The organism is Streptomyces sp. NPDC059371, from assembly GCF_042751995.1.
Lineage (GTDB): Bacteria > Actinomycetota > Actinomycetes > Streptomycetales > Streptomycetaceae > Streptomyces.
Genome location: NZ_JBHYXD010000002.1, coordinates 246754 through 271425, shown reverse-complemented (window position 1 = coordinate 271425; position 24672 = coordinate 246754). Strand labels below are relative to the sequence as shown.

19 protein-coding genes and 1 pseudogene are annotated in these 24672 nt (G+C 70.3%); 8 read left to right on the top strand and 12 right to left on the bottom strand.

All coding sequences use genetic code 11. The features are described from left to right. Nucleotides 1–98: 98 nt before the first annotated feature. The 9 genes from pssA to ACFXGX_RS02370 all read right to left on the bottom strand — a co-directional run bounded on the left by pssA (nucleotide 99) and on the right by ACFXGX_RS02370 (nucleotide 11060). Nucleotides 99–917: a CDP-diacylglycerol--serine O-phosphatidyltransferase gene (gene pssA, locus ACFXGX_RS02410; RefSeq protein WP_351862365.1), complete on the bottom strand. Its 819-nt coding sequence runs from the start codon at nucleotides 915–917 to the stop codon at nucleotides 99–101. 22 nt (nucleotides 918–939) lie between these two features. Then, nucleotides 940–1587: a phosphatidylserine decarboxylase gene (locus ACFXGX_RS02405; protein WP_384783784.1), complete on the bottom strand. Its 648-nt coding sequence runs from the start codon at nucleotides 1585–1587 to the stop codon at nucleotides 940–942. Nucleotides 1588–1756: 169 nt separating this feature from the next. Then, nucleotides 1757–2962: an acyl-CoA dehydrogenase family protein gene (locus ACFXGX_RS02400; protein ID WP_351862229.1), complete on the bottom strand. Its 1206-nt coding sequence runs from the start codon at nucleotides 2960–2962 to the stop codon at nucleotides 1757–1759. 2 nt (nucleotides 2963–2964) lie between these two features. Further along, nucleotides 2965–3492, bottom strand: a complete 528-nt coding sequence (locus ACFXGX_RS02395) for a MaoC family dehydratase (RefSeq protein ID WP_355764065.1) — start codon at nucleotides 3490–3492, stop codon at nucleotides 2965–2967. Between the two features lie 5 nt (nucleotides 3493–3497). Further along, complete coding sequence (locus ACFXGX_RS02390; protein WP_326784643.1) at nucleotides 3498–4463, bottom strand: CoA ester lyase; 966 nt, start codon at nucleotides 4461–4463, stop codon at nucleotides 3498–3500. Continuing rightward, a complete protein-coding gene (locus ACFXGX_RS02385) occupies nucleotides 4460–6529 on the bottom strand; it encodes a protein meaA (protein WP_384783781.1) in 2070 nt (689 codons plus the stop codon). Before ACFXGX_RS02385 ends, ACFXGX_RS02390 begins: the two co-directional genes overlap by 4 nt. Nucleotides 6530–6537: 8 nt before the next feature. Further along, nucleotides 6538–7875: a crotonyl-CoA carboxylase/reductase gene (gene ccrA / locus ACFXGX_RS02380; protein WP_384783779.1), complete on the bottom strand. Its 1338-nt coding sequence runs from the start codon at nucleotides 7873–7875 to the stop codon at nucleotides 6538–6540. A gap of 430 nt (nucleotides 7876–8305) precedes the next feature. Next, nucleotides 8306–9118: a TetR family transcriptional regulator gene (locus tag ACFXGX_RS02375; RefSeq protein ID WP_384783777.1), complete on the bottom strand. Its 813-nt coding sequence runs from the start codon at nucleotides 9116–9118 to the stop codon at nucleotides 8306–8308. A 136-nt stretch (nucleotides 9119–9254) separates the two neighbouring features. Continuing rightward, nucleotides 9255–11060 carry a 3-hydroxyacyl-CoA dehydrogenase family protein gene (locus tag ACFXGX_RS02370; RefSeq protein WP_384783775.1) on the bottom strand — a complete coding sequence of 602 codons (1806 nt, stop codon included), beginning with the start codon at nucleotides 11058–11060 and terminating at the stop codon, nucleotides 9255–9257. Between the two features lie 548 nt (nucleotides 11061–11608). Here ACFXGX_RS02370 and ACFXGX_RS02365 point away from each other — a divergent pair. Then, nucleotides 11609–12193 (top strand): adenylosuccinate lyase, encoded by a 585-nt coding sequence (locus tag ACFXGX_RS02365; protein WP_384783773.1) that lies wholly within the window; start codon nucleotides 11609–11611, stop codon nucleotides 12191–12193. A 59-nt stretch (nucleotides 12194–12252) separates the two neighbouring features. Here the strand turns inward: ACFXGX_RS02365 and ACFXGX_RS02360 are convergent, their stop codons facing one another. The 3 genes from ACFXGX_RS02360 to ACFXGX_RS02350 form a co-directional block, all read right to left on the bottom strand. Further along, complete coding sequence (locus tag ACFXGX_RS02360) at nucleotides 12253–12861, bottom strand: GNAT family N-acetyltransferase (protein ID WP_384783771.1); 609 nt, start codon at nucleotides 12859–12861, stop codon at nucleotides 12253–12255. A 60-nt stretch (nucleotides 12862–12921) separates the two neighbouring features. Continuing rightward, nucleotides 12922–14505, bottom strand: a complete 1584-nt coding sequence (locus ACFXGX_RS02355; protein WP_384783770.1) for an alpha/beta hydrolase — start codon at nucleotides 14503–14505, stop codon at nucleotides 12922–12924. Between the two features lie 216 nt (nucleotides 14506–14721). Continuing rightward, nucleotides 14722–15771, bottom strand: a complete 1050-nt coding sequence (locus ACFXGX_RS02350) for an Rv2578c family radical SAM protein (protein ID WP_384783768.1) — start codon at nucleotides 15769–15771, stop codon at nucleotides 14722–14724. Nucleotides 15772–15963: 192 nt separating this feature from the next. On the opposite strand from ACFXGX_RS02350, the gene ACFXGX_RS02345 reads away from it, so the two are divergent. The 7 genes and pseudogenes from ACFXGX_RS02345 to ACFXGX_RS02315 all read left to right on the top strand — a co-directional run bounded on the left by ACFXGX_RS02345 (nucleotide 15964) and on the right by ACFXGX_RS02315 (nucleotide 24622). Continuing rightward, entirely contained in the window at nucleotides 15964–16407 is a 444-nt protein-coding gene (locus tag ACFXGX_RS02345; protein ID WP_384783766.1) for an SRPBCC family protein, read from the top strand. A gap of 271 nt (nucleotides 16408–16678) precedes the next feature. Then, nucleotides 16679–16909 (top strand): annotated as a pseudogene (locus ACFXGX_RS02340) (carboxypeptidase-like regulatory domain-containing protein); the annotation flags it as partial. A 177-nt stretch (nucleotides 16910–17086) separates the two neighbouring features. Then, entirely contained in the window at nucleotides 17087–19537 is a 2451-nt protein-coding gene (locus ACFXGX_RS02335) for a SpoIIE family protein phosphatase (protein ID WP_384783764.1), read from the top strand. 171 nt (nucleotides 19538–19708) lie between these two features. Beyond that, nucleotides 19709–20434: a class I SAM-dependent methyltransferase gene (locus tag ACFXGX_RS02330; protein ID WP_384783762.1), complete on the top strand. Its 726-nt coding sequence runs from the start codon at nucleotides 19709–19711 to the stop codon at nucleotides 20432–20434. A gap of 74 nt (nucleotides 20435–20508) precedes the next feature. Next, a complete protein-coding gene (locus tag ACFXGX_RS02325) occupies nucleotides 20509–21342 on the top strand; it encodes a M55 family metallopeptidase (protein ID WP_384783760.1) in 834 nt (277 codons plus the stop codon). Then, on the top strand, nucleotides 21335–22639 hold the full coding sequence (locus ACFXGX_RS02320) for a M20/M25/M40 family metallo-hydrolase (protein WP_384783758.1): 1305 nt from the start codon (nucleotides 21335–21337) through the stop codon (nucleotides 22637–22639). The genes ACFXGX_RS02325 and ACFXGX_RS02320 overlap by 8 nt, the downstream gene beginning before the upstream one ends. A 9-nt stretch (nucleotides 22640–22648) precedes the next feature. Then, the gene (locus tag ACFXGX_RS02315; RefSeq protein ID WP_384783756.1) at nucleotides 22649–24622 is read left to right on the top strand and encodes a prolyl oligopeptidase family serine peptidase; all 1974 of its coding nucleotides are present in this window, start codon (nucleotides 22649–22651) and stop codon (nucleotides 24620–24622) included. The last annotated feature ends 50 nt before the right edge of the window (nucleotides 24623–24672 follow it).

Sequence of the window (24672 nt, the reverse complement as noted above, 5' to 3'; positions counted from 1 at the left end):
GCCCCCCCCGGGGGGGGGCGCCGGGGGGGGCAGACGACCCCCCCTCCGGAGGGCCCCCGAAGGGGTGGGTTCGGGGCCCTTCCGTGTCGTACAGGGTGTTACGGGAGCTGTGCGGCTCGGGCCTCACGGCGGTTGCCCCGGAAGTTGTTCACCCGGCGGGCCGTGGCGAACAGCGGGATCACCGCGCCCATGACGAGCTGCAGCGCGCAGCCGGTCTGGAGGAGGAGCTGGCCGCCGGGGGCGTCGAACGCCCAGGCCGCCAGGAGCGCCATCGAGAGCACGATCCAGGAGAGCATCGCCACCGCGAGGCGGCCGCGGGGCTTCGGGTACTCGACCCGGCTCACCATCAGCCAGGCGGTGCCCATGATCGCCATGAGCGTGGCGACGAAGGGCAGCTCCAGCAGGATGATCGAGACCACCGTCAGCGCGCCGAACGGGCTCGGCATGCCCTGGAACGTGCCGTCCTTCACCGTGACGCAGGAGAATCTCGCGAGCCTCAGCACCACGGCCAGGAGCACCACGATCGCCCCGACCGCCGCCACCTTCTGGTAGGCGTCGTCCGCGACCATGCCGTAGACCAGCACGAAGTACGCCGGCGCGAGGCCGAAGCTGATCAGGTCGGACAGGTTGTCCAGCTCGGCGCCCATGGGGGAGGAGCGCAGCTTGCGGGCCACCAGTCCGTCGAACAGGTCGAAGATTGCGGCGCAGAGCATGAGGATCACGGCCGTCGCGGCGGAGTGACGGGCCATGCCGGACTCGTCGCTGCCCGTGAGGTGCGGGATCAGGATGCCGGTGGTGGTGTAGTACACCGCCATGAAGCCGCAGGTGGCGTTGCCGAGCGTGAGCGTGTCCGCTATCGACAGACGGAGCGAGAGAGGCATCTCCTCGTCGTCGTCCATCTCATCGGCCTCCGGCACCCAGCCGGCCTGTGTCTCGGGATCAATCACGGTCAATTCGAGTCACCCCAGCCACGGTCTTCTGACCGACCTCCACGTCGACCTCGACACCCTCGGGGAGGTAGATGTCCACGCGCGAGCCGAAGCGGATCAGGCCGATCCGCTCACCCTGCTCGACCTTCGTCCCCTGCGGGATGTAGGGGACGATGCGGCGGGCGACGGCGCCGGCGATCTGGATCATCTCGATGTCACCGAGCTCGGTGTCGAAGTGCCAGACGACGCGCTCGTTGTTCTCGCTCTCCTTGTTGAACGCCGGAACGAACCCACCGGGGATGTGCTCGACCGACGTCACCGTGCCGGAGAGTGGCGCGCGGTTGACGTGGACGTTGAGGGGGCTCATGAAGATCGCGACGCGGGTGCGTCCGTCCTTCCACGGCATGATGCTCTGCACCACACCGTCGGCGGGCGAGATGACACGGCCCTGCGTGATCTCGCGCTCGGGGTCGCGGAAGAACCACAGCATCCCGGCCGCGAGTGCGGTGACGGGTACGGCCACGGCCTTGGCCGCGCCGGAACGGCGCGAACGGGCCAGGCTGAGTGCTGCGGTGGCAACGGTCGGGAGAAGCCACGGCGATGCTCCGCGCGCGAGGCGGACCCGGCCGCGAGGTGCAGAGGTTTGGCTGTGGGGCATGGATGACCTTCGTAGCGGATGATGCCGCGCTGAACGGGGGACGGCGGCTTTCACGCGATCGTACCGGTCGCAGACCGCAACTGGGCAAGCCAAGATGCGGAGTCGACGGCTGAGGAGAGCTGACGGGGTGTGATCTTCTTCGCGAAGAAAACACCCCGAACCCGGACATCTAGCCCTGGAGTCGATACTCTTCGAGCAGTCGGCGCCCGATGATCATTTTCTGGATCTCGGCGGTACCTTCGCCGATCAGCAGCATCGGCGCCTCACGGTAGAGGCGCTCGATCTCGTACTCCTTGGAGAAGCCGTAGCCGCCGTGGATCCGGAAAGCATCTTCCACGACCTCTTTGCAGTACTCGGAGGCGAGGTACTTCGCCATCCCTGCTTCGAGGTCGTTTCGTTCCCCGGAGTCCTTTTTGCGAGCCGCGTTCACCATCATTGCATGGGCGGCCTCGACCTTGGTAGCCATCTCGGCCAGCTTGAACTGGATCGCCTGGTGCTGGGCGATCGCCTTGCCGAAAGTGTGACGTTGCTGGGCATATGAGACGCCGAGCTCAAATGCACGCTGTGCGACGCCGCAGCCACGAGCCGCGACGTTGACGCGGCCGACCTCGACTCCGTCCATCATTTGGTAAAACCCGCGGCCGGTGGTGCCGCCGAGGACTCGATTGGCCGGAATGCGCAGTCCGTCCATGATGAGTTCGGTGGTGTCGACCCCCTTGTAGCCCATCTTGTCGATCTTCCCGGGGATGGTGAGGCCCGGGCGGACCTCTCCGAAGCCGGGCTCCTTCTCCACGAGGAAGGTCGTCATCGACTTGTGGGGTGCCGTGCCCTCGGGGTGTCCTTCGTCACTTCGGACGAGAACGGCCACCAGATTCGAGGATCCTCCGTTCGTCAGCCACATCTTCTGGCCGTTCAGGACGTACTCGTCGCCGTCCTTGACCGCCTTGGACGTGATGGCCGACACATCGGAGCCGAGCGCCGGCTCCGACATCGAGAAGGCGCCGCGCGTCTCACCGAGCGCCATGCGGGGCAGGAAGTGGTCCTTCTGCTCCTGCGTCCCGTGCTGCTTGAGCATGTACGCCACGATGAAGTGGGTGTTGATGATGCCGGAGACCGACATCCAGCCGCGGGCGATCTCCTCCACGCACAGCGCGTAGGTGAGGAGCGACTCGCCCAGGCCCCCGTACTCCTCGGGGATCATCAGACCGAACAGACCCAGTTCCTTGAGTCCGTCGACGATCTGCTGGGGGTACTCGTCGCGGTGCTCCAGCTCGGTGGCGACCGGGATGATCTCCTTGTCCACGAAATCGCGGACCGTGGAGAGGATCTCCTGCTGGACATCGGTCAGACCGGCGGTCTGGGCGAGTCGCGCCATGACTACTTCTCCGTCTTCTTCTCCGCCGGGGCGGTGAGTTCGGGCCGGCCGGGCTGCTCGCCGCCGCGCTCCTTGATGTACGTCTCGGTGGGGACCATCACCTTGCGGCGGAACACGCAGACGAGCGTGCCGTCCTGCTTGTAGCCCTTGGTCTCCACATAGACGATCCCGCGGTCCGACTTGGACCGGGAGGGCGTCTTGTCGAGGACCGTGGTCTCGCCGTAGATCGTGTCGCCGTGGAAGGTCGGCGCCACGTGCTTCAGCGACTCGATCTCCAGGTTGGCGATCGCCTTGCCCGAGACGTCCGGCACGGACATGCCCAGCAGCAGCGAGTAGATGTAGTTGCCGACGACGACGTTCCGGCCGAAATCGGTCGTCTTCTCCGCGTAGTTGCTGTCCATGTGGAGCGGGTGGTGGTTCATGGTCAGCAGACAGAAGAGGTGGTCGTCGTACTCCGTGACCGTCTTTCCGGGCCAGTGCTTGTAGACCGCCCCGACCTCGAACTCTTCGTAGGTGCGTCCGAACTGCATGGTGCTCAGGCCTCCGGGGCTTCGAACGACGTGGTGCGCTGCATGCCGGCGGCCCGGCCCTTGCCCGAGATGACGAGCGCCATCTTGCGGCTGGCCTCGTCGATCATCTCGTCGCCGAGCATCGCGGAGCCCTTCTTGCCGCCCGCCTCGGACGTGTAGTAGTCGTACGCGTCCAGGATCAGCTCGGCGTGGTCGAAGTCCTCCTGCGAGGGGGAGAAGATCTCGTTCGAGGCCTCCACCTGACCCGGGTGCAGCACCCACTTGCCGTCGAAGCCGAGCGCGGCGGCGCGCTGGGCGACCGCGCGGTAGCCGTCGATGTTGCGGATCTGGAGGTAGGGACCGTCGATCGCCTGGAGGTTGTTGGCGCGCGCGGCCATCAGGATCTTCATCAGGATGTAGTGGTAGGCGTCCGCCGGGTAGCCGGGCGGCTGCTCACCCACGACGAGCGACTTCATGTTGATCGACGCCATGAAGTCGGCCGGGCCGAAGATGATGGTCTCCACGCGCTGCGAGGCGGTGGCGATCTCGTTGACGTTGTTCAGGCCCTGGGCGTTCTCGATCTGCGCCTCGATGCCGATCTTGCCGACCTCGAAGCCCATCGTCTTCTCGATCTGCGTCAGCAGGAGGTCGAGCGCCACGACCTGCTGGGCCGTCTGGACCTTCGGCAGCATGATGCAGTCGAGGTTCTGCCCCGCGCCCTCGACGACCGTGACGACGTCGCGGTACGTCCACTCGGTCGTCCAGTCGTTGACGCGCACGACCCGCGTCTTGCCGGTCCAGTCACCTTCGTTGAGGAACTTGACGATGGTGTGCCGGGCGTCGGGCTTGGCCAGCGGCGCGCACGCGTCCTCCAGGTCCAGGAAGACCTGGTCCGCGGGGAGACCCTGCGCCTTCTCCAGGAAGCGGGGGTTGCTTCCGGGCACCGCGAGACAGGAGCGTCGCGGACGCAGACGGTTGACGGGCGTGGTCATGCGGGGACCTCCAGGGGGTCGAGCTTGTTCGCTTTCCGGATCTCGTCGACGATACGGCCGATGATTCCGGTGATGTCGAAGTCCTTCGGTGTGAAGACCGCGGCCACTCCCGCGGCCCTGAGCAGTTCGGCGTCGGCGTTCGGGATGATCCCGCCCGCGATCACCGGAATGTCGGCCGCACCGGCCGCGCGCAGCTTCTCCAGGACGTCCGGCACGAGCTGGGCGTGCGAGCCGGACAGGATCGACAGGCCCACGGCGTGCACGTCCTCGGCCACGGCCGCGTCCACGATCTGCTCGGGAGTCAGCCGGATGCCCTGGTAGACCACCTCGAAGCCGGCGTCACGCGCCCGCACGGCGATCTGCTCGGCGCCGTTGGAGTGTCCGTCCAGGCCCGGCTTGCCCACCAGGAAGCGGAGATTGCCGGCGCCGAGGTCCTTGGCGGTCAGCTCCACCTTGCGGCGCACCAGCGCCATCGCGGTGCCCTCCTCCGCGGTCACCGCGACGGGCGCCGACGAGACACCGGTCGGGGCGCGGAACTCGCCGAACACCTCACGCAGGGCCCCGGCCCACTCGCCGGTGGTGACACCGGCGCGGGCGCACTCCAGGGTGGCCTCCATGAGGTTGGCGGTGCCCTTCGCGGCCTCCTTCAGCCGCTCCAGCGCCTTGCACGGGCGCGGGTGGTTGAAGGGCGGCTGGTAGCGCGTGTCGCGCCAGGTCCCCAGCGCGGAGATCACCCGGGCCTCGACCGCGGGGTCGACCGTCATGATCGCCGCGTCCAGGTCGGCCGTGAGCGGGTTCGGCTCGGTCGACTGGAAGACGTTGACGCCGACGATCTTGTCGGTGCCGCCCTCGATACGGCCCCGGCGCTCGGCGTGCGAGGAGACGAGCTGCGACTTGAGGTAGCCGGACTCGACGGCGGCCATCGCGCCGCCCATCGCCTCGATCCGGTCGATCTCGGCCAGCGACTCCTCGACGAGTTCGGTCACCTTGGCCTCGATGACGTGCGAGCCCTCGAAGATGTCCTCGTACTCCAGCAGGTCGCTCTCGTGCGCCAGCACCTGCTGGATGCGCAGCGACCACTGCTGGTCCCACGGGCGGGGCAGGCCCAGCGCCTCGTTCCAGGCGGGCAGTTGGACCGCACGCGCGCGGGCGTCCTTGGACAGGGTGACGGCCAGCATCTCCAGGACGATCCGCTGGACGTTGTTCTCCGGCTGCGCCTCGGTCAGACCGAGGGAGTTGACCTGGACGCCGTACCGGAACCGCCGCTGCTTGGGGTTCTCGATGCCGTACCGCTCGCGGGTGATCTTGTCCCAGATCCGCCCGAACGCCCGCATCTTGCACATCTCCTCGATGAAGCGGACACCCGCGTTCACGAAGAAGGAGATACGGGCCACGACATCGCCCTTGCGGTCCTCGGCGATCTGCCCGGACGCGAACACCGCGTCCAGGACGGCGATCGCGGTGGACATCGCGTACGCGATCTCCTGGACCGGCGTGGCGCCCGCCTCCTGCAGGTGGTAGCTGCAGATGTTGATCGGGTTCCACTTGGGGATGTGGTTGACCGTGTACGTGATCATGTCCGTCGTGAGACGGAGGGAGGGCACCGGCGGGAAGACGTGCGTCCCCCGCGAGAGGTACTCCTTCACGATGTCGTTCTGGGTCGTGCCCTGGAGCTGGGTGATGTCCGCACCCTGCTCCTCGGCGACGACCTGATAGAGCGCCAGCAGCCACATGGCGGTGGCGTTGATGGTCATCGAGGTGTTCATCTGATCCAGGGGGATGTCCTGGAACAGCCGGCGCATGTCACCGAGGTGCGAGACGGGGACACCGACCCGGCCGACCTCGCCGCGGGCGAGGATGTGGTCGGGGTCGTAGCCGGTCTGCGTCGGCAGGTCGAAGGCCACGGAGAGCCCTGTCTGCCCCTTGGCGAGGTTACGCCGGTACAACTCGTTGGACGCCTCGGCCGTGGAGTGGCCGGCGTACGTGCGCATGAGCCACGGCCGGTCCTTCACTCTTTGCGCCTGCTCGGACACCCTCTGCCCGTCGGCTGTCTGACGCTCTGTCATGGTGGACCTCAGACGTTCCGGAAGCGGTTGATGGCGTCGACGTGCTGGGCGCGCTTCTCGTGGTCGCGGACCCCCAGGCCCTCCTCGGGCGCCAGCGCGAGGACGCCGACCTTGCCCTGGTGGAGGTTGCGGTGCACGTCGTAGGCGGCCTGCCCGGTGTCCTCCAGGGAGTAGACCTTGGAGAGCGTCGGGTGGATCTTGCCCTTGGCGACGAGCCGGTTGGCCTCCCAGGCCTCGCGGTAGTTCGCGAAGTGCGAGCCGATGATCCGCTTCAGTGACATCCACAGGTAGCGGTTGTCGTACTCGTGCATGTAGCCCGAGGTCGAGGCGCAGGTGGTGATGGTGCCGCCCTTGCGGGTGACGTAGACCGAGGCGCCGAAGGTCTCGCGGCCGGGGTGCTCGAAGACGATGTCGATGTCCTCGCCGCCGGTGAACTCGCGGATGCGCTTGCCGAAGCGCTTCCACTCCTTCGGGTCCTGGGTGTGCTCGTCCTTCCAGAACTTGTAGCCCTCGGCGTTGCGGTCGATGATCGCCTCGGCGCCCATCGAGCGGCAGATGTCCGCCTTCTGCTCGCTGGAGACGACGCAGATCGGGTTGGCGCCGCCGGCGAGCGCGAACTGCGTGGCGTACGAGCCGAGTCCACCGCTCGCGCCCCAGATGAGCACGTTGTCGCCCTGCTTCATGCCGGCGCCGTTGCGGGAGACCAGCTGCCGGTAGGCGGTGGAGTTCACCAGCCCGGGGGCCGCGGCCTCCTCCCAGCTCAGGTGGTCCGGCTTCGGCATGAGCTGGTTGGACTTGACGAGCGCGATCTCGGCGAGGCCGCCGAAGTTGGTCTCGAAGCCCCAGATGCGCTGCTCGGGGTCGAGCATCGTGTCGTTGTGGCCGTCGGAGGACTCCAGCTCGACGGACAGACAGTGCGCGACGACCTCGTCACCGGGCTTCCAGGAGTTGACTCCCGGGCCGGTGCGCAGGACGACGCCCGCGAGGTCCGAACCGATGATGTGGTACGGCAGGTCGTGGCGCTTGCTGAGATCGCTGAGCCGCCCGTAGCGCTCCAGGAAGTTGAAGGTCGACACCGGCTCGAAGATCGACGTCCAGACCGAGTTGTAGTTCACGGAGGACGCCATCACCGCGACCAGGGCCTCGCCCGGGCCGAGTTCCGGCACCGGCACGTCGTCCAGGTGAATCGACTTGCGGGGGTCCTTGTCGCGGCTGCTGAGCCCGGCGAACATCTCCGTCTCGTCCTTGTGCACGGTGATCGCGCGGTAGGAGTCGGGGAGCGGAAGAGCGGCGAAGTCGGCGGACGTGGCCGTCTGCGACTGAATCGCGTCCAGGATTTCCTTCACGGTGTTGCCTCCGGCGATGCGCGTTCCGAGGGAGAACGCTGAGGGGTACGTCGGTGCTGCTGCTGAGGGATGTGCCGTCGGTCCGGCGGAGGTGGTGCTGTGGCAGCGCTGTGGTTGGCGCAGGAGGTTGCCTGTGACGCAGGCGTCCGGGCGCGCAGGCCATGGGGCTTGCGGGGACAGCCGGCGTACGTATGGTCTCTGCACGCCGGCCGCCCGGACTCCTTCAACGTATGGCACGCCGTGTCACCTGACAAGGCACGGAGTGCCAGAAGTTGCGCTCAGGTGAAATCTTTACGTAACACGTGAGCGATGATCGATCAGATCGGGCCGCAAAACACTCAAACCAGGGCACAAAAAACGCCGGACGCGCTCGAAGTGAGCGTGTCCGGCGCGTGGTCGGAGAAGTGGGCCGTCCTTGGACGGCGGGCCGCTACGACCGTTCCTTGAGGGCCTGCTCGATGGTGCGCATCACCTGGTCCAGCGGGGCGTCGACACGGGCGACGGTCACCAGGACGTCCCCCTCGGTGAAGGACGAGGCCGGAGCCGGTCGCGGCGCGGTCTCCCGTCCCGCGCCGATCCCGGTGCCGAACGTCTTGCGGACGATCGCGAAGGCGTGGTCGAGCTGGGACTCCACGTCGCCCTGGCCGCCGGCCCGCAGCCACCGCCGCAGGACGTGGTTGTGGGCCGTGACCACGGCCGACGCGGCGACCTCGGCGAGCAGCGGATCGTCGTTGGCGTCGTCGTCGTGCGCGTGCTCGTCGAAGTGGCCGAGGAGATAGCGGGTGAAGAGCCGCTCGTAGCGGGCCACCGAGGCGATCTCGGCCTCGCGCAGCGTCGGCACCTCGCGCGTCAGCTTGTAGCGGGAGACGGAGATCTCCGGCTGGGCCGCGTACATCTTCATGACTTCCTTGATGCCGCGGCACACGGTGTCGAGCGGATGCTCGTGCGGGGGTGCCGCGTTGAGCACCGCCTCGGCCCGGATCAGGGTGTCGTCGTGATCGGGGAAGATCGCCTCTTCCTTGGAGCGGAAGTGGCGGAAGAACGTCCGGCGGGCCACTCCGGCCCGGGCCGCGATCTCGTCGACGGTGGTCGCCTCGTACCCCTTGGCGGCGAACAGCTCCATGGCCGCGGCCGCCAGTTCCCGGCGCATCTTGAGGCGTTGGGCCGCCGCGCGACTGCCCGCGGCGCTCTCCGGCGCGTCGGGCGTGGCTGGTGTACGTGAGGACCTGGCGGGCTGGGGCATGCCCCGAACGTACTGCATGTGCGCAGGGGTGCGCGCATGTCCGGGGATCCCCCCGCCCTGGAAGGGCGGGGGGTGTCCGGCGGGGCCCAGCAGTCCGCCCCAGTCGCCGTCTTCGGCGAACCAGTCGCCCGGACCCTCAGCGGCGGGCATATTCGCGGAAGCCGCGGCCCGTCTTGCGGCCGAGGCAGCCCGCGGCCACCAGGTGCTCCAGGAGCGGGGCGGGGGCCAGTCCCGGGTCCCGGAACTCGCGGTGCAGGACCTTCTCGATGGCCAGCGAGACATCGAGTCCGACCACGTCGAGGAGCTCGAAGGGCCCCATCGGGTAGCCGCCGCCCAGCTTCATCGCCGCGTCGATGTCGTCCAGCGAGGCGTAGTGCTCCTGCACCATCTTGATCGCGTTGTTCAGGTACGGGAACAGCAGCGCGTTCACGATGAAGCCGGCCCGGTCACCGCAGTCCACCGGGTGCTTGCGGATCTTCGCGCAGACCTCGCGCACGGTGGCGTGCACGTCGTCCGCGGTCAGCACGGTCCGCACGACCTCGACGAGCTTCATCGCCGGGGCCGGGTTGAAGAAGTGCATGCCGATGACGTCCTGCGGGCGCGAGGTGGCACGGGCGCAGGCGACGACGGGCAGCGAGGAGGTGGTGGTGGCGAGGATCGCGCCGGGCTTGCAGACCTTGTCGAACGTGCCGAAGAGCTGCTGCTTGATCTCCAGGTCCTCGGCGACCGCCTCCAGGGCCAGGTCCACGTCGGCGAAGTCGTCGTAGCTGCCGGTCGGTGTGATCAGCTCCAGGGTCCGCGCCGCCGCCTCGGCCGTCATGCGGCCCTTGTCGACGGAACGGGAGAGCGACTTGCCGATGCGGGCCTTCGCGGTCTGCGCCTTCTCCTCGGTACGGGCGGCGAGGACGACCTCGTACCCGGCCTTGGCGAAGACCTCGGCGATCCCGGAGGCCATCGTGCCGGAGCCGGCGACACCCACCGAGCGGACCGTGCGGCCCTCCGCCAGGACGGCGCCCTCCAGCGGCGTCAGCGCGTCCCGCACGACGGCGTCGCTGCCCGGGGCCTCGTACGAGTAGAAGCCGCGGCCGGACTTGCGCCCGGTCAGGCCCGCCTCGCTGAGCTGCTTGAGGATGGGCGCGGGGGCGTGCAGCCGGTCGTGCGACTCGGAGTACATCGCCTCCAGGACGGTCCGTGCGGTGTCCACGCCGATCAGGTCGAGCAGCGCGAGCGGGCCCATGGGCAGTCCGCAGCCGAGCTTCATCGCCGCGTCGATGTCCTCGCGGGAGGCGTACTTCGCCTCGTACATCGCGGCGGCCTGGTTGAGGTAGCCGAAGAGCAGTCCGTCGGCGACGAAACCGGGGCGGTCGCCCACCGCGACGGGCTCCTTGCCGAGTTCCAGGGCCAGGTCGGTCACCGCCGCGACGGCCGTCGGCGCGGTGAGCACCGAGGAGACGACCTCGACGAGCTTCATCGCGGGCGCCGGGTTGAAGAAGTGCAGACCGAGCACGCGCTCGGGGTGGGCCGAGTCGGCGGCCAGACGCGTCACGGACAGGGCGTTGGTGCCCGTCGCGAGGATCGCCTCACGGCGCACGATGCCGTCGAGCGCCCGGAAGACCTGCTGCTTGATGTCGTACGACTCCGGGGTCACCTCGATGACGAGGTCGGCGTCGGCGGCGGCCGCGAGGTCGGTGAAGGTGCGGAAGCGGGCGAGGGCGTCGGTGCGCTCCGCGTCGCTCAGGTGCTCGCGGCGCACGGCGCGGGCGGTGGAGGCTTCGAGGGTGGCCACGGCCTGGGAGGCCGCGGCTTCGCTGATGTCGATGCCGATCACGTCACGGCCGGCCCGGACGAGGACCTCGGCGATGCCGGTGCCCATGGTGCCGAGGCCGATGACGGCGACGGTCTTCAGCGGGGACAGAGGGGTGTCGGACAGGGGAGTGGCCATCGCGGGACTCCAGAAATTGGTGACGACTGAGGAGCGCACGCGGGTACGCCGACAGGCGCACACCGTGCGGAGGTTGCGGGTGTTTCCGGGCTGACGAGCGCACACGCCCGGTGCCGTCCCGAGGCGCCGTCGAACGGGCGCCCATGGGCGGTGAAAGCCGACCGGCCCTGTCCCGGAGCCATGTCGTACTGAGAGGTACCTGAAGTACCGAACCGACTGCGCTCACGGTGGCTGCGTCACCAGGCCACCGAGAGGTGAGACACGAGTGGGTAACTCGCTCGTCTGAGCTTAACCCGCCGGTAACGAGCGCGCCAGCCCCCGACTTTGTGATGTACGTCCCCGCACCTAGGCCCTGTCGTCAAATTCCCGTCGTCCGCCCGGAGGGCGGGCCCTGCGGCGTCAGGTGCGTGCTCTCGGCGTGCCGGGCTCAGACCCTCGTACTGGATGTACTTGGGTCTGTGCCCGGTGCGTCGAGAGTGCGTGCATGGCGTCGCGGGGCAGACGGGAATTTGACGACAGGGCCTAGCGGGCTTGCCTAAGCTCGAGCCATGGACGAAGCGTTGCGATCGCTCACGGAGCGTCTGCGGGCCGAGGCCGGGTCCGGCGCCTCGGCGGCATACGAACGTCTGGTGGGGACGGCGGACCCCGAGGTGCTCGCCGCGGCGCTGACCGAGCCGGGACAGCCGCTCTGGGCGCGGGAGTTGGTCGCCTTCCGGCTCGGCACGGCAGGGGACCGGCGGGCCTTCGAGGCACTCGTCCTGCTGCTCAACCACCGCGATCCGCACCGCTGCGCGTCCGCCGCCCGCGCTCTGGCCCGGCTCGGTGACCCGCGCACCGCCCGCGCCGCCGCGGCGCTCGCCACCAACGAGCTGCGGGTCGCGTACGCGCTCCAGCCGGTGCGGCTCCTGGTCGAACTGCGCGCTCCCGAGGCCGTACCCGCGCTGATCACCACCCTGGAGCGCAGGCTGCGCCCGCACGACCCCTACCGCAAGGTCGCCCTCGCGTGTGCGGAGGGGCTCGGCGTCCTGGGTGACGCGAGCGCCAGACGGGTCCTGAACGAGGCGCTGGCCCACCCGGCGCTCGCGGAGACGGCCGTGCGCGCGCTGGCCCGGCTGCCGGAGGGCCGGATCTAGGGCCTGTCCGACGGTTCCCGTCCGGTGATTCCCGTCCGGTGGTTCCCGTCCAGCCGGCCCTAGGTCGGTTCCGGGGCCGGCTCCGCCGGTGCGTGTGTCCGGGCCCGGGCAGGGCCGGCGCCGGTCAGCACGCGGGCGTAGCGCACCTCGGGCACCGCGACCCCGGCCGCCTCGAAGGGCTCCTCGGCGCCGTCGGGGCCGAAGCCGGCTCTCTCGTAGAAACGGCGGGCCGGGGTGTTCTCCTTGAGGACCCACAGCAGCATGCGCTCGTGTCCGGCCGCCGCGCAGCGGTCCACCGACTCCCGCAGCAGGGCCTGCCCGATCCCCTGACCCAGCACGTCCGGGTGTACATAGATGGCGTACAACTCGACGTCCCTGGAACGGACTTCGTCGTCCCGGTGCGGGCCGTGGCAGGCCCAGCCGACCACGGATCCGGCGCGCTCCGCGACCAGGTTCACGACGGACCCGTCGCCCTGTTCGAGGCGGTCGCGCCGGCGCGCCGCGTCCTCTGCCACGCTGAGTCCGTCCAGGTACGACCGCGGCATCAGGCCCTCGTACGCGTTCTGCCAGCCGCGCACCCGGATCTCGGCCACGCGCGCACAGTCGGCGAGGGTCATCTCACGGACCCGCAGGCCGTCGGGGGCGGAGGCGGTCGTCGGATCGTTCATGGGTCCATCGTGGACCATGGGTCCGACAGTGCCCCCGACGGGCTTGCGGGCGGGGGAGGTTCAGCCCCGGTAGCCGAGCAGTCCGTGCAGGGTCGAGCCCTGTGACGAGGAGGACAGGGCCTTCTCGGACAGCGGCTTCGGGTCGGGCAGTGCCTTGCACACCGCGTCGGCCTCGCCGCCGCCGTGCGGCACCTTGCCGTCGGTCAGATAGGCGGCGAGGTACTTGTCGAGGCAGGCGTTGCCGCTCAGTGTGATGCCGTGGTTGCCGCCGCCCTGCTCGACCACCAGGCTGGAGCCGCGCAACTGGTGATGGACGGTCACCCCTCCCTCGTAGGGAGTGGCCGCGTCGTCGGTCGCCTGGAACAGCAGCGTCGGAGGCAGCTTGCGGTTGGAGACGTCCACCGGCCGGAGCGAGTCCGTGGACCAGAACGCGCACGGCGCGTTGTACCAGGCGTTGTTCCAGGCCATGAACGGCGCCTTGTCGTACACCGCCCAGTTGTCCTCGCGCCACTGGCTCCAGTCGCGCGGCCAGGACGCGTCACGGCACTGGACCGCCGTGTAGACGCTGTATCCGTTGTCGCCCGAGGCGTCGACGGCGCCGAAGTTCTCGTACGCCTCGACGAGCGCGTCGGATTTCTTCTCGTTCACGTAGGACGCGAACGCTTCGGCGAGATAGGGCCAGTAGCCGTTGTAGTAGCCGCCCGGGATGAAGGTGTCCTCCAGCTCGGAGGCGCCCACCTTGTTCTGGGCGGGGTCCTTGGCGAGCGCCGCGCGCATCGCGTACCACTTGGCCTCGACGGCGGCCGGGTCGGTGCCGAGCTTGTAGGCCGCGTTGTTCTTGGCGACCCACGCCAGGAACGCGAGGTGCCGGTCGTTGAAGGCGTAGTCCTGGCCGATGTTGTCGTCGTACCAGACCCCGGTGGGGTCGACGATGGAGTCGAGGACCAGCCGGCGCACCCGCTGGGGGTAGAGCTTGGCGTACACGGCTCCCAGATAGGTGCCGTACGAGTAGCCGAAGTAGTTGATCTTCTTGGCGCCGAGGGCGGCCCGGATCGCGTCCATGTCGCGGACCGCGTTCACCGTGTCGAGGTACGGCAGCAGGTTCTCGTACTTCTTGGCGCACGCCACGGCGAAGTTCCTCGCGCGGGCGAGGTTGGCCTTCTCGATGGCCCTGGTGCCCGGAACGGTGTCGGGGCGGACGGGCTTGAAGTGCCCCGGCTCGCAGTCCAGGGCCGGTTTGCTCTTGCCGACACCGCGCGGGTCGAAGCCGATGACGTCGTACTGCGCCGCCACGGCCTCGGGCAGCGCGGAGGCGACGAAACCGGCCAGGGTCAGTCCGCTGCCGCCGGGACCGCCCGGGTTCACCAGCAGCGGTCCCTGGTACGTCTTGGCGGTGTGCGGGACGCGGGACAGGGCGAGGGTGATCCGCTCGCTGTAGGGGTTCGTGTGGTCCAGCGGCACCTTCACGGACGCGCACTGGAGCGTCGGATAGGCGGTGGTGCCGCACTTCTTCCAGACGGGTCCGGCGGTCCGGGTGGTGGGCGGTGCGGCGGCGGGGCCGGTGCTCGCGTCGGCGGGGATCGACGTGATCATCCCGGCCAGCACGACGGCCGCCCCGCACAGCGCGGCTGCGTGTTTCTTCACAAGGCCTCCCAGGACGGAGGAATCTGAGCCGTGCACGCCACGGCCTTCGCCGTATCGTGCCGGGCGGTGGTCCTGGAGGAACGTGTTACGGCGAGACTCGACCCGATTGGGTCGCCCGATGCGCTCGGATGCCGTCACGAGCCGTACCCGCGGCCTTCGGGGAAAAGGTCGCGCGGGGGCGCGCGGCAGGCCGCCGTGACGGATCGTCATCGGCCTTCAGAGCAGCGTCAACTGCGTAGGTTCCGGGGCGACGGGAGCCGGTGCGTCAACGGGCTCGGGTGGAGTGATCCGGCGCGGCATTCCCGCGCGCGCGGGGCCGATGCCGTACTCCTGTGCCAGCTCGTGGACCTGACGGGTGATCCGGCGCTGATACCACTTCGGAGCGTAAGCGCCCTCCGCGTACAGCCGCTCGTAGCGTCGTACGAGGTGGGGGTGGTGGTGCTCCAGCCAGGCCATGAACCACTCGCGTGCGCCGGGCCGCAGATGCAGCACCAGAGGGGTCACCGAGGTGGCTCCCGAAGCGGCGACGGCCCGTACGGTGGCGCGAAGCTGGGCGGGGTGGTCACCCAGGAAGGGGATCACGGGGGCCATCAGGACACCGCAGCCGATGCCGTGGTCCGTCAGGGTCCGGACGACGTCCAGGCGGCGCTCGGGGGCCGGGGTGCCCGGCTCCACGGTGCGCCACAGCTCGCCGTCGGTGAAGCCCACGGAGACCGAGATCCCGACGTCGGTGACCTCGGAGGCCTGCTTCAGCAGATCGAGGTCGCGCAGGATGAGCGTGCCCTTGGTCAGGATCGAGAAGGGGTTCGCGTGGTCGCGCAGGGCCGCGATGATGCCCGGCATGAGCCGGTAGCGGCCCTCGGCGCGCTGGTAGCAGTCGACGTTGGTGCCCATGGCGATGTGCTCGCCGAGCCAGCGGCGCGAGGCGAGCTGGCGGCGCAGCAGTTCCGGAGCGTTGACCTTGACCACGATCTGCGAGTCGAAGCCGAGGCCGGTGTCGAGGTCCAGATAGCTGTGCGTCTTGCGGGCGAAACAGTAGACGCAGGCGTGTGAGCAGCCTCGATAGGGGTTGACCGTCCACTCGAACGGCATCCGGGAGGCCCCGGGCACCCGGTTCACGATCGACCGCGCCCGGATCTCGTGGAACGTGATCCCCCGGAACTCCGGTGTGTCGAAGGTCCTCGTCGTGACCGCGTCCGCGCCGAACAGGGCGGCGTCCCGGGCGGGGCCCCCGGCGGGGTCCGCTGTCAGGTTCTCCCAGCGCATGGCGCCTCCTAGGTAGTACTGGACAGAGAATAGAACACATGTTCCCTTGATCGTGCGACCTGATTCCCGAGTCGCTCCGCGCGATTCCCGGGCCGCCCCGTGCGCGATCACGGGCACCCCGATTTGGGCGGCCGGGGCGCCGGGTGGTTGGCTGGCCGTACATCCCGGGAACCAAGTGCTGGAGGAAGTGCCATGGCGCAGGTCGAGGCCACGACGGAGCGGGTCATCGCGGCGGACGCGGAGGCGGTGTTCGACGCCCTGGCCGACTACAGCGGCGCGCGGCCGAAGCTGCTGCCCGAGCACTTCAGCGAGTACGAGGTGCGCGAGGGCGGCGACGGCGCGGGCACCCTCGTGCACTGGAAGCTCCAGGCCACGAGCAAGCGTGTCCGTGACTGCCTGCTGGAGGTGAGCGAGCCCACCGACGGCGAACTCGTCGAGAAGGACCGCAACTCCTCCATGGTCACCACCTGGCGTGTCACCCCGGCTGGCGAGGGGAAGTCGCGCGTCGTGGTCACCAGCGTCTGGAACGGCGCGGGCGGCATCGGCGGCTTCTTCGAGCGGACCTTCGCGCCCAAGGGCCTCGGCCGCATCTACGACACCCTGCTCGCCAACCTCGCGGCGCACGCCGAGAAGTGAGCCCCGTCCTCCGGGAGCCGGCGGTTCCCGGAGGCTCAGGTGCGGCCTCCGGGCGGCGACTTGACGGTCGCGGCCGCCAAGAGGCCGTTCCCGACAGCGTGTTGTGTCCTCACCGTTTCGGGTGGATCTCCCTCCCGCACGACACTGTGCCGTAACTCGTCACGCTTGCCGGAAGTTGTCGCGATTGGCGGCAATTGTGCGGCGGGCGCGACGAGGGGAGCGGACACGTGGGCGGGATCACTTCGGTGCGGGACGAACCGGCCCTCGCACCCGGGCGGGCGGCGGACGGCCCGTGGAGGACGCGCGCGTGACCCTGCTGGACGCCGCGGGCAACGTGGTCGACACCCTCACCACCGGCCCGGACGGGACGTTCCGGTTCATCGACCTGTCGTCCGGCGAGTACACCGTCATCGCCGCCGGCTACCCGCCCGTGGCCACCGTGCTCCAGGTCGCCGGAGGCGGCCGCACCGAGCACGACCTGCAGGTGGGACACGAGGACTGACGCGCGCTCACCCACATGCCGGCCCGGCCAGACGGACGCCCGGGCGGGCGCACCGCGCGCCGGAGCCGCCCCTGTCGGCGCCAATTCCCGCGTTGCCGCACATCGCGACGGGCCGTCGCCGTACGGTGGTCGAGGCGGCACAGATCTTGCGGAGCCGTGGGGAGAGAGGCCTGGGCCATGGACCGTGGCACCGAAGCGGGCGCGGCTCCCAGCCCCGGAGCTGGGAACGGCGCGCCGGAGCACGCCGGCCGCATCCCGCTGGCCGTGGTGGTCGTCGACCGCGACGGACTCGTCTCGCACTGGAGCAGCGGCGCACGGCGTCTCTTCGGCGCCCCCAAGGAAGAAGCGCTGGGCCGCCACGCGGTGGACCTGCTCCCGGTCTCCGGGGCGCTCCCCGAGGACTCGGGCGCGACTCCCTTCGGAAGCCGTGCCACGTACGACGGACTCGGGCCCGGCCTGGAGTCCTCCCTGGACGGACATCTCTCCTACCCCGCCGCCGGACGCGCCCGGCTCACCGCGGCCGGTCCCGAGCGGATCGACGTCCTGTGGTGGGCCTACCCGCTGGTGGGTCCCGGCCCGGAGCGGCTGCTCGTGCTCGCCGCCGACGCGGCCGCGATGCGGCACGAGGACGACGACGTCTCCTTCGAGCGCATCGCACCCGGCTTCGCGCTGCACACCGACTTCCCCGGCGCCGAGGAACTGGCCCGTCGGCTCCCCGACATCCTGCCCAGCATGAGCGTCGGCGAAAGCGCCCGCATCGTCTCGCAGGTGCTGGAACTGGGCTATCCAGTGCTGGAGTTCAGCCAGAACGACCGGGTGCCCGTCACCCCCGACTGGGGTGTGCCCCGGCGCGCGGAACGCAGGGCGCGCCGCGAGCGGGCCGTCCGGGCCGCCGCCTCCGGAGCGCCCCTGCCGCGGGACCTCCCGGACGACGAGGGCGAGGACCTCGAGTACGTGGCGGTGCGGGAGCGCCTGGAGTTCCTGAACGAGGTCAGCGGGCGCATCGGTACCTCCCTCGACCTGTCGCGGACCATCGTGGAGGTCAGCCGGGCCGTCGTGCCGCGCTTCACGGACGTGGCGGGCACCTATCTGCGCGAGCAGGTCGTAGCCGGTGAGGGCTTCCCCGAAGGCGTCCCCGACACGACCACCCTGTGGCACCGGGTCGCCCTGGAGCACACGGACGAGCCGGGCCGCTGGGACGACGTCGTGCCGGTCGGCGAGGCCATGCCCTTCCCGGCGCACACACCCTTCTTCCAGTGCATGACCACCGGCGAGCCCGTCCTCGTGCCGCGCATCAGCGAGCGGATGGGGCACATGATCGCCGCGCAGTTCGAGAAGCGCGACATCAGGCCGCTCATCACCAACCGCTCCATGCTGGTCGTGCCCCTCAAGGCCCGTCAGGTGGTGCTCGGGTTCATGATCCTGCTGCGGCATCCCGAGCGTGTCGAGTTCAACGACATGGACCGGGTCACCGGCGCCGAACTGGCCGCCCGCGCGGGCCTGGTGCTCGACAACGCGCGCATGTACACCTATCAGGAGAGCGTCGCCGAGACCCTCCAGGACAGCATGCTGCCGACCATCGAACCCCGCATGGCCGGCTGCGACATCGCCACCCGCTATCTGCCGGGAACACTCCTCGGGCGCGTCGGCGGCGACTGGTTCGACTCGGTGAAGCTGCCCGGCTCGCGCACCGCCCTGGTCGTCGGGGACGTCATGGGCCACGGCCTCAACTCCGCCGCGATGATGGGCCAGTTGCGCACCGCCGTACAGACCATGGCCGCGCTCGACCTGCCGCCCGCCCAGCTCCTGCGCAACCTCGACGACCTCGCCCAGCGCCTCGGCGACACCTACCTCGCGACCTGCCTGTACGCCGTCTACGACCCGATCGCCGGAATGCTGCACCTCGCCAACGCGGGCCACATCCCGCCGGTCCTGGTCCGCGCCGCGGACGGTCGCAGCGAACTGCTCGACCTGCCGACCGGAGCGCCCATCGGCGTCGGCGGAGTGCCCTTCGAAGCGGTCCGTGTACGGGTGGAGCCCGGGGACCGGCTCGTGATGTGCACCGACGGCCTGGTCGAGGTGCGCGGCGAGGACATCGGTGTCGGCCTGGCCACCCTGTGCGAATCCGCCGCCCACCCGGCCGCCTCCATGGACCAGGCCTGCGACACCATCATCCGTGCCCTCAACACACGGGGCGGGCGCAAGGACGACGTCGCCCTGCTGATGGCCCGGCTCAACGGCATCGGGCCCGAGGCCGTCGCCGAATGGCGCCTGGCGCTCGACCCGGCGGAGGCCGGCAGAGCGCGCGCCGTCGTCCGCGAACAGCTTCACACGTGGGGCCTGACGGGTCTCGCCGACAACGCCGAGCTGATGGTCGGCGAGCTCGTCACCAACGCCGTACGCCACGCGCACAGCCGCAGGATCGAGCTGCGGCTCGTTCGCGGCGACACCCTGCTGTGCGAGGTGGGAGACGACGACCACACGCTCCCGATCCTGCTCAGCGCGGGTCCGGGCGACGAGTTCGGACGCGGACTGCGGCTCGTCAGCGCGCTGTCCCGCGAATGGGGCGCCAGCCGCACCGGCGCGGGCAAGACCGTGTGGTTCGAACTGACACTCCCGCGCGGCTGATCCGTTCGCGGTGCGTCCCGCACACCGGCGCGGCTCCGGTGGGTGAAGGGGGACGGGGTTCGAATGAGCGGTGAAGGAATGCGCCGGCGGCTTGTCGGCGTACGCCCGGCGCGGTAGACCGATCAGGCCCGCCGGGTCCCGGCGGGCGCGGTCGCGACCCCGGGAGCGGGCATGAGCGTGAGCAGTCGGTACAGGGGAGCCTGGGAGGGCTTCTGGCGCGAGGCCCCCGGCGGACAGGGCGGGGTCCTCTGGGACGCCGAGCCGGCGCTCACGGCCGCGGTCCACCTCGCCCACTTCGAGCCGCACCTGACGGCGCCGGACCTGCCCCTGGTGGACCTCGGCTGCGGCAACGGCACCCAGACCCGCTTCCTGTCCGACCGGTTCCCGCAGGTCGTCGGCACCGACCTCGTGTCCGCGGCGCTCGATCACGCCCGCGGCGCGGATCCGGCGGGCCGGGCCCGGTACCGCCTGCTCGACGCGGCGGACAAGACCGAGACCGAGGCGCTGCACGCCGAGCTCGGTGACGCCAACGTCTACATGCGGGGCGTGCTCCACCAGTCGGAGCCCGATGACCGGCAGCCGCTGGCGGACGGCCTGGCCACCCTCGCGGGCGACCGGGGCCGGGTCTTCCTGGTCGAGCTCGCCGAGGCCGCCGGTCCGATCCTGCGCGCCCTCGCGCAGGGCCCGGACGGCCCTCCGGCCAAGCTGGCCCCGGTGTTCCGGCACGGCATCGCGCCGGGCGAGGTCGAGGACGCGGCGGTTCCCGAGCATCTGCGCCAGGCCGGCCTCACCGTCCTCGCGAGCGGTGAGCTCCCGCTCTTCACGACCGAGCACACGCCCGACGGCACCCTCATCGAACTTCCGTCGCGGTGGCTGGTGGCCGGACGCGCCGGGTGACATGAGCGGCCTTGACCGGCGAGAGTTGTCCACAGGCTCTGCCGGGTCCGGGCCGAAGCGCGTACGGTTTCGGCATGAAGATCCTCATCAGCGCCGACATGGAAGGCGCCACAGGTGTGACCTGGCCGGCCGACGTGTTGCCGGGGACTCCGCAGTGGGAGCGGTGCCGCGGGCTGTTCACCTCGGACGTGAACGCCGCGGTGCTCGGCTTCCTCGACAGCGGCGCCGACGAGGTGCTGATCAACGAAGCCCACTGGACCATGCGGAACCTGCTGCTGGAGCGGCTCGACGAGAGAGCGGAGATGCTCACCGGGCGGCACAAGTCACTGTCCATGGTCGAGGGCGTGCAGCAAGGGGACGTGGACGGCATCGCCTTCGTCGGCTACCACGCGGGCGCGGGCATGGAGGGCGTCCTCGCCCACACCTATCTGGCGAACTCCATCACGGGCGTGTGGGTCGACGACGTGCGGGCCAGCGAGGGGCTGCTGAACGCGCGCGTCGTCGCCGAGTACGGCGTGCCGGTCGTTCTGGTCACCGGCGACGACGTGGCCTGCGAGGACGCCCTGGGGTATGCGCCCGAGGCGCTGAAGGTCGCCGTGAAGGACCATGTCTCGCGGTACGCGGCGGTGTGCCGCACACCGGCCAGGACCTCCGCGGACATCCGGGCCGCGGCCAAGGAGGCGGCCGCCCTGGCGGTGCGTCACGAGCCGGTCGCCGGCGGGCCGTTCACGATCGCCCTGGAGTTCGACGCCGAACATCTGGCCATGGCCGCCACCGTCGTCCCGGGCGTCGGCCGAGTCGGCGAGCGGAAGATCGCGTACACCAGCGACACGATGTACGAGGGGATTCGGACCTTCAAGGCGGTCACCACGATCGTCTCGGCCGCGGTGGAGGAGCAGTATGGCTGACGAACGGGCACTTGACGAGGTCGTCCAATTCACCTCGGACCTCATCCGGATCGACACCACCAACCGCGGCGGCGGGGACTGCCAGGAGCGCCCGGCCGCCGAGTACGCCGCCGCGCGGCTGGCCGAAGCGGGCCTGGAGCCCACGCTCCTGGAGCGCACCAAGGGGCGTACGAATGTCGTGGCCCGGCTGGAGGGCACCGACCCGTCCGCCGACGCGCTGCTCGTCCACGGTCATCTGGACGTGGTGCCCGCCCAGGCCGAGGACTGGAGTGTCCACCCGTTCTCCGGGGAGATCCGTGACGGCGTCGTCTGGGGACGCGGCGCGGTCGACATGAAGAACATGGACGCGATGATCCTCTCCGTCGTCCGGTCCTGGGCGCGCGAAGGGGTACGGCCCCGCCGTGACCTGGTCATCGCCTTCACCGCGGACGAGGAGGCGAGCGCCGAGGACGGCTCGGGCTTCCTGGCCGACGAGCACCCCGGACTCTTCGAGGGCTGCACCGAGGGCGTCAGCGAGTCCGGGGCGTTCACCTTCCACGACGGCAGCGGACGGCAGCTCTATCCGATCGCCGCGGGGGAGCGCGGCACCGGCTGGCTCAGACTCACCGCGCGTGGACGGGCGGGGCACGGCTCCAAGGTGAACCGGAGCAACGCGGTGACCCGCCTCGCCGCGGCGGTCACCCGCATCGGCGCCCACGAGTGGCCACTGCGCATCACCCCGACCGTGCGGGCCGCCCTGACCGAACTCGCGGCCCTGTACGGCGTGGACGGCGGCCTGGACGACGTGGACGCCCTCCTGAGCAAGCTCGGCCCGGCAGCCGCGCTCGTCGAGGCGACCGTCCGCAACAGTGCCAACCCGACGATGCTGAGCGCCGGTTACAAGATCAACGTGATTCCCGGGGAGGCCGTCGCCTACGTGGACGGCCGCTATCTGCCCGGCGGCGAGGACGAGTTCCGCACCACCATGGACCGGCTCAGCGGACCGGACGTGGAGTGGGAGTTCCACCACCACGAGGTGGCGCTCCAGGCGCCGCTGGACTCACCGACGTACGCGCGGATGCGCGCGGCCGTCGAGGAGTTCGCACCCGAGGGCCATGTCGTCCCCTACTGCATGTCCGGCGGCACGGACGCCAAGCAGTTCTCCCGCCTCGGCATCACCGGCTACGGCTTCTCCCCGCTCAAGCTCCCGGAGGGCTTCGACTACCAGGCGATGTTCCACGGAGTCGACGAGCGCGTCCCGGTCGAGGCGCTCCACTTCGGCGTCCGCGTCCTCGACCGCTTTCTGCGCACGGCCTAGGGGGACGAGATGCAGACCACGTCATACGGCGCATGGCCCTCGCCGATCGACGCGAGGCTCGCCGCCGCGCACGACGGCCATCCCGAGTTCGTCGGTTTCGTCGGAGACGAGGCCTGGTGGACCGAGCCCCGGCCGACCGAGGGCGGGCGGCGCACGCTGGTGCGGCGGAGGGCGGACGGCACCGAGGAGCCGGTCCTCCCGGCCCCGTGGAACGTACGCAGCCGCGTCATCGAGTACGGCGGCAGCCCCTGGGCGGGGGTCATGCGTCCCGAAGGCCCGCTGATCGTCTTCGTCGACTTCGCCGACCAGCGTCTCTACCGCTGCGAACCCGGGAGCGAACCGCGCCCGCTGACCCCTCTCTCACCCGTGGGGGGCGGACTGCGGTGGGTGGACCCGCAGGTGCGGCCCGAGCGCGGCGAAGTCTGGTGCGTCATGGAGGAGTTCACCGGCGACGGGCCCACCGATGTGCGCCGGGCCGTCGTCGCGGTGCCGCTGGACGGATCCGCGGCGCGGGACCGGGACGCCGTGCACGAACTGTCCGACGGGCGGCACCGGTTCGTCACCGGGCCCCGGCTCTCTCCGGACGGCCGGCAGGCGGTCTGGCTGGCCTGGGACCACCCGCGGATGCCGTGGGACGGCACCGAGGTGATCCTCGCGGACGTCACCGAGGACGGCACGCTGTCCGCCGCGCGGCCCGTCGCGGGCGGCCCGGAGGAGTCCGTCGTCCAGGCCGACTGGGCGGCCGACGGCACGCTCCTCTACGCGAGCGACCGCAGCGGCTGGTGGAACCTCCACCGCCTCGGCGCGGACGGGGAGGCGATCGCCGTCTGTCCGCGCGAGGAGGAGTTCGGCGGCCCCCTCTGGAAGATCGGCCTCCGGTGGTTCGCGCCGCTGGACGGCGGGCTGGTCGCCGTCGTGCACGGACGGGGCGCCACCGCGCTCGGGATTCTGGACCCCGAGACCGGTGAAGTCGTCGACGCGGCCGGTCCCTGGACCGAGTTCGCGCCCACGCTCGCCGTGCACGGCAGCAGGGTCGTCGGCGTGGGGGCCAGTCCCCGCAGCGCCCACGAGGTCGTCGAACTGGACGCCCGCACCGGGCGGGCCCGGGTGATCGGCGCCGCGCACGACGACCCGGTCGACCCCGCGTACTACCCGGAACCCCAGATCCGCACCTTCACCGGCCCCGCCGGTCGCGAGGTCCACGCGCACATCTACCCGCCGCACCACCCCGGTCACGTCGGCCGCGCCGACGAACTCCCGCCGTACGTCGTCTGGGTCCACGGCGGCCCCACCAGCAGGTCGGCGCTCGTGCTCGACCTGGAGATCGCCTACTTCACCTCCCGGGGCATCGGGGTGGCCGAGGTCAACTACGGCGGATCGACCGGTCACGGACGGGAGTACCGCAACCTGCTGCGGGAGCAGTGGGGTGTCGTCGACGTCGAGGACTGCGCGGCCGTCGCGCTCGCGCTCGCCGAGGAGGGCACCGCAGACGGGCGCCGGCTCGCCGTCCGTGGCGGCAGCGCGGGCGGCTGGACCACGGCCGCCTCGCTGGCCACCACCGATGTCTACGCCTGCGGCACGATCCTCTATCCCGTCGTCGACCTCACCGAATGGGCCTCGGGGGAGACCCACGACTTCGAGTCGCGGTACCTGGAATCGCTCGTCGGTCCGATCGCCGAGGTGCCGGCCCGGTACACCGAGCGGTCGCCGTCCACGCACGCCGACCGGATCACCGTGCCCTTCCTGCTGCTCCAGGGGCTCGAGGACGCCGTGTGCCCGCCCGTGCAGTGCGAGCGCTTCCTGGCCAGGGTCGAGGAGCAGGGCCGCCGCGTCCCGCACGCCTACATCGCCTTCGAGGGGGAAGGGCACGGTTTCCGTCGCGCGGAGACGATGGTGCGCGCCCTGGAGTCCGAACTCTCCCTGTACGCCCAGGTCCTCGGACTGAACCCGCCCGGCATCCCCACCCTGGAGCTGTCCAAGTGAGGCGCCCCGGCCGCCGGAGACACATGAACCGAAGACACATGCGCAAAGGC

What these genes read in the sequence shown, in the direction of transcription:
- ACFXGX_RS02405 (WP_384783784.1), bottom strand. Translation starts at nt 1,587, where the DNA reads ATGCCCCACAGCCAAACCTCTGCACCTCGCGGCCGGGTCCGCCTCGCG.
- ACFXGX_RS02400 (WP_351862229.1), bottom strand. Translation starts at nt 2,962, where the DNA reads ATGGCGCGACTCGCCCAGACCGCCGGTCTGACCGATGTCCAGCAGGAG.
- ACFXGX_RS02395 (WP_355764065.1), bottom strand. Translation starts at nt 3,492, where the DNA reads ATGCAGTTCGGACGCACCTACGAAGAGTTCGAGGTCGGGGCGGTCTAC.
- ACFXGX_RS02390 (WP_326784643.1), bottom strand. Translation starts at nt 4,463, where the DNA reads ATGACCACGCCCGTCAACCGTCTGCGTCCGCGACGCTCCTGTCTCGCG.
- ACFXGX_RS02385 (WP_384783781.1), bottom strand. Translation starts at nt 6,529, where the DNA reads ATGACAGAGCGTCAGACAGCCGACGGGCAGAGGGTGTCCGAGCAGGCG.
- ACFXGX_RS02375 (WP_384783777.1), bottom strand. Translation starts at nt 9,118, where the DNA reads ATGCCCCAGCCCGCCAGGTCCTCACGTACACCAGCCACGCCCGACGCG.
- ACFXGX_RS02370 (WP_384783775.1), bottom strand. Translation starts at nt 11,060, where the DNA reads ATGGCCACTCCCCTGTCCGACACCCCTCTGTCCCCGCTGAAGACCGTC.
- ACFXGX_RS02365 (WP_384783773.1), top strand. Translation starts at nt 11,609, where the DNA reads ATGGACGAAGCGTTGCGATCGCTCACGGAGCGTCTGCGGGCCGAGGCC.
- ACFXGX_RS02360 (WP_384783771.1), bottom strand. Translation starts at nt 12,861, where the DNA reads ATGAACGATCCGACGACCGCCTCCGCCCCCGACGGCCTGCGGGTCCGT.
- ACFXGX_RS02350 (WP_384783768.1), bottom strand. Translation starts at nt 15,771, where the DNA reads ATGCGCTGGGAGAACCTGACAGCGGACCCCGCCGGGGGCCCCGCCCGG.
- ACFXGX_RS02345 (WP_384783766.1), top strand. Translation starts at nt 15,964, where the DNA reads ATGGCGCAGGTCGAGGCCACGACGGAGCGGGTCATCGCGGCGGACGCG.
- ACFXGX_RS02335 (WP_384783764.1), top strand. Translation starts at nt 17,087, where the DNA reads ATGGACCGTGGCACCGAAGCGGGCGCGGCTCCCAGCCCCGGAGCTGGG.
- ACFXGX_RS02330 (WP_384783762.1), top strand. Translation starts at nt 19,709, where the DNA reads ATGAGCGTGAGCAGTCGGTACAGGGGAGCCTGGGAGGGCTTCTGGCGC.
- ACFXGX_RS02325 (WP_384783760.1), top strand. Translation starts at nt 20,509, where the DNA reads ATGAAGATCCTCATCAGCGCCGACATGGAAGGCGCCACAGGTGTGACC.
- ACFXGX_RS02320 (WP_384783758.1), top strand. Translation starts at nt 21,335, where the DNA reads ATGGCTGACGAACGGGCACTTGACGAGGTCGTCCAATTCACCTCGGAC.
- ACFXGX_RS02315 (WP_384783756.1), top strand. Translation starts at nt 22,649, where the DNA reads ATGCAGACCACGTCATACGGCGCATGGCCCTCGCCGATCGACGCGAGG.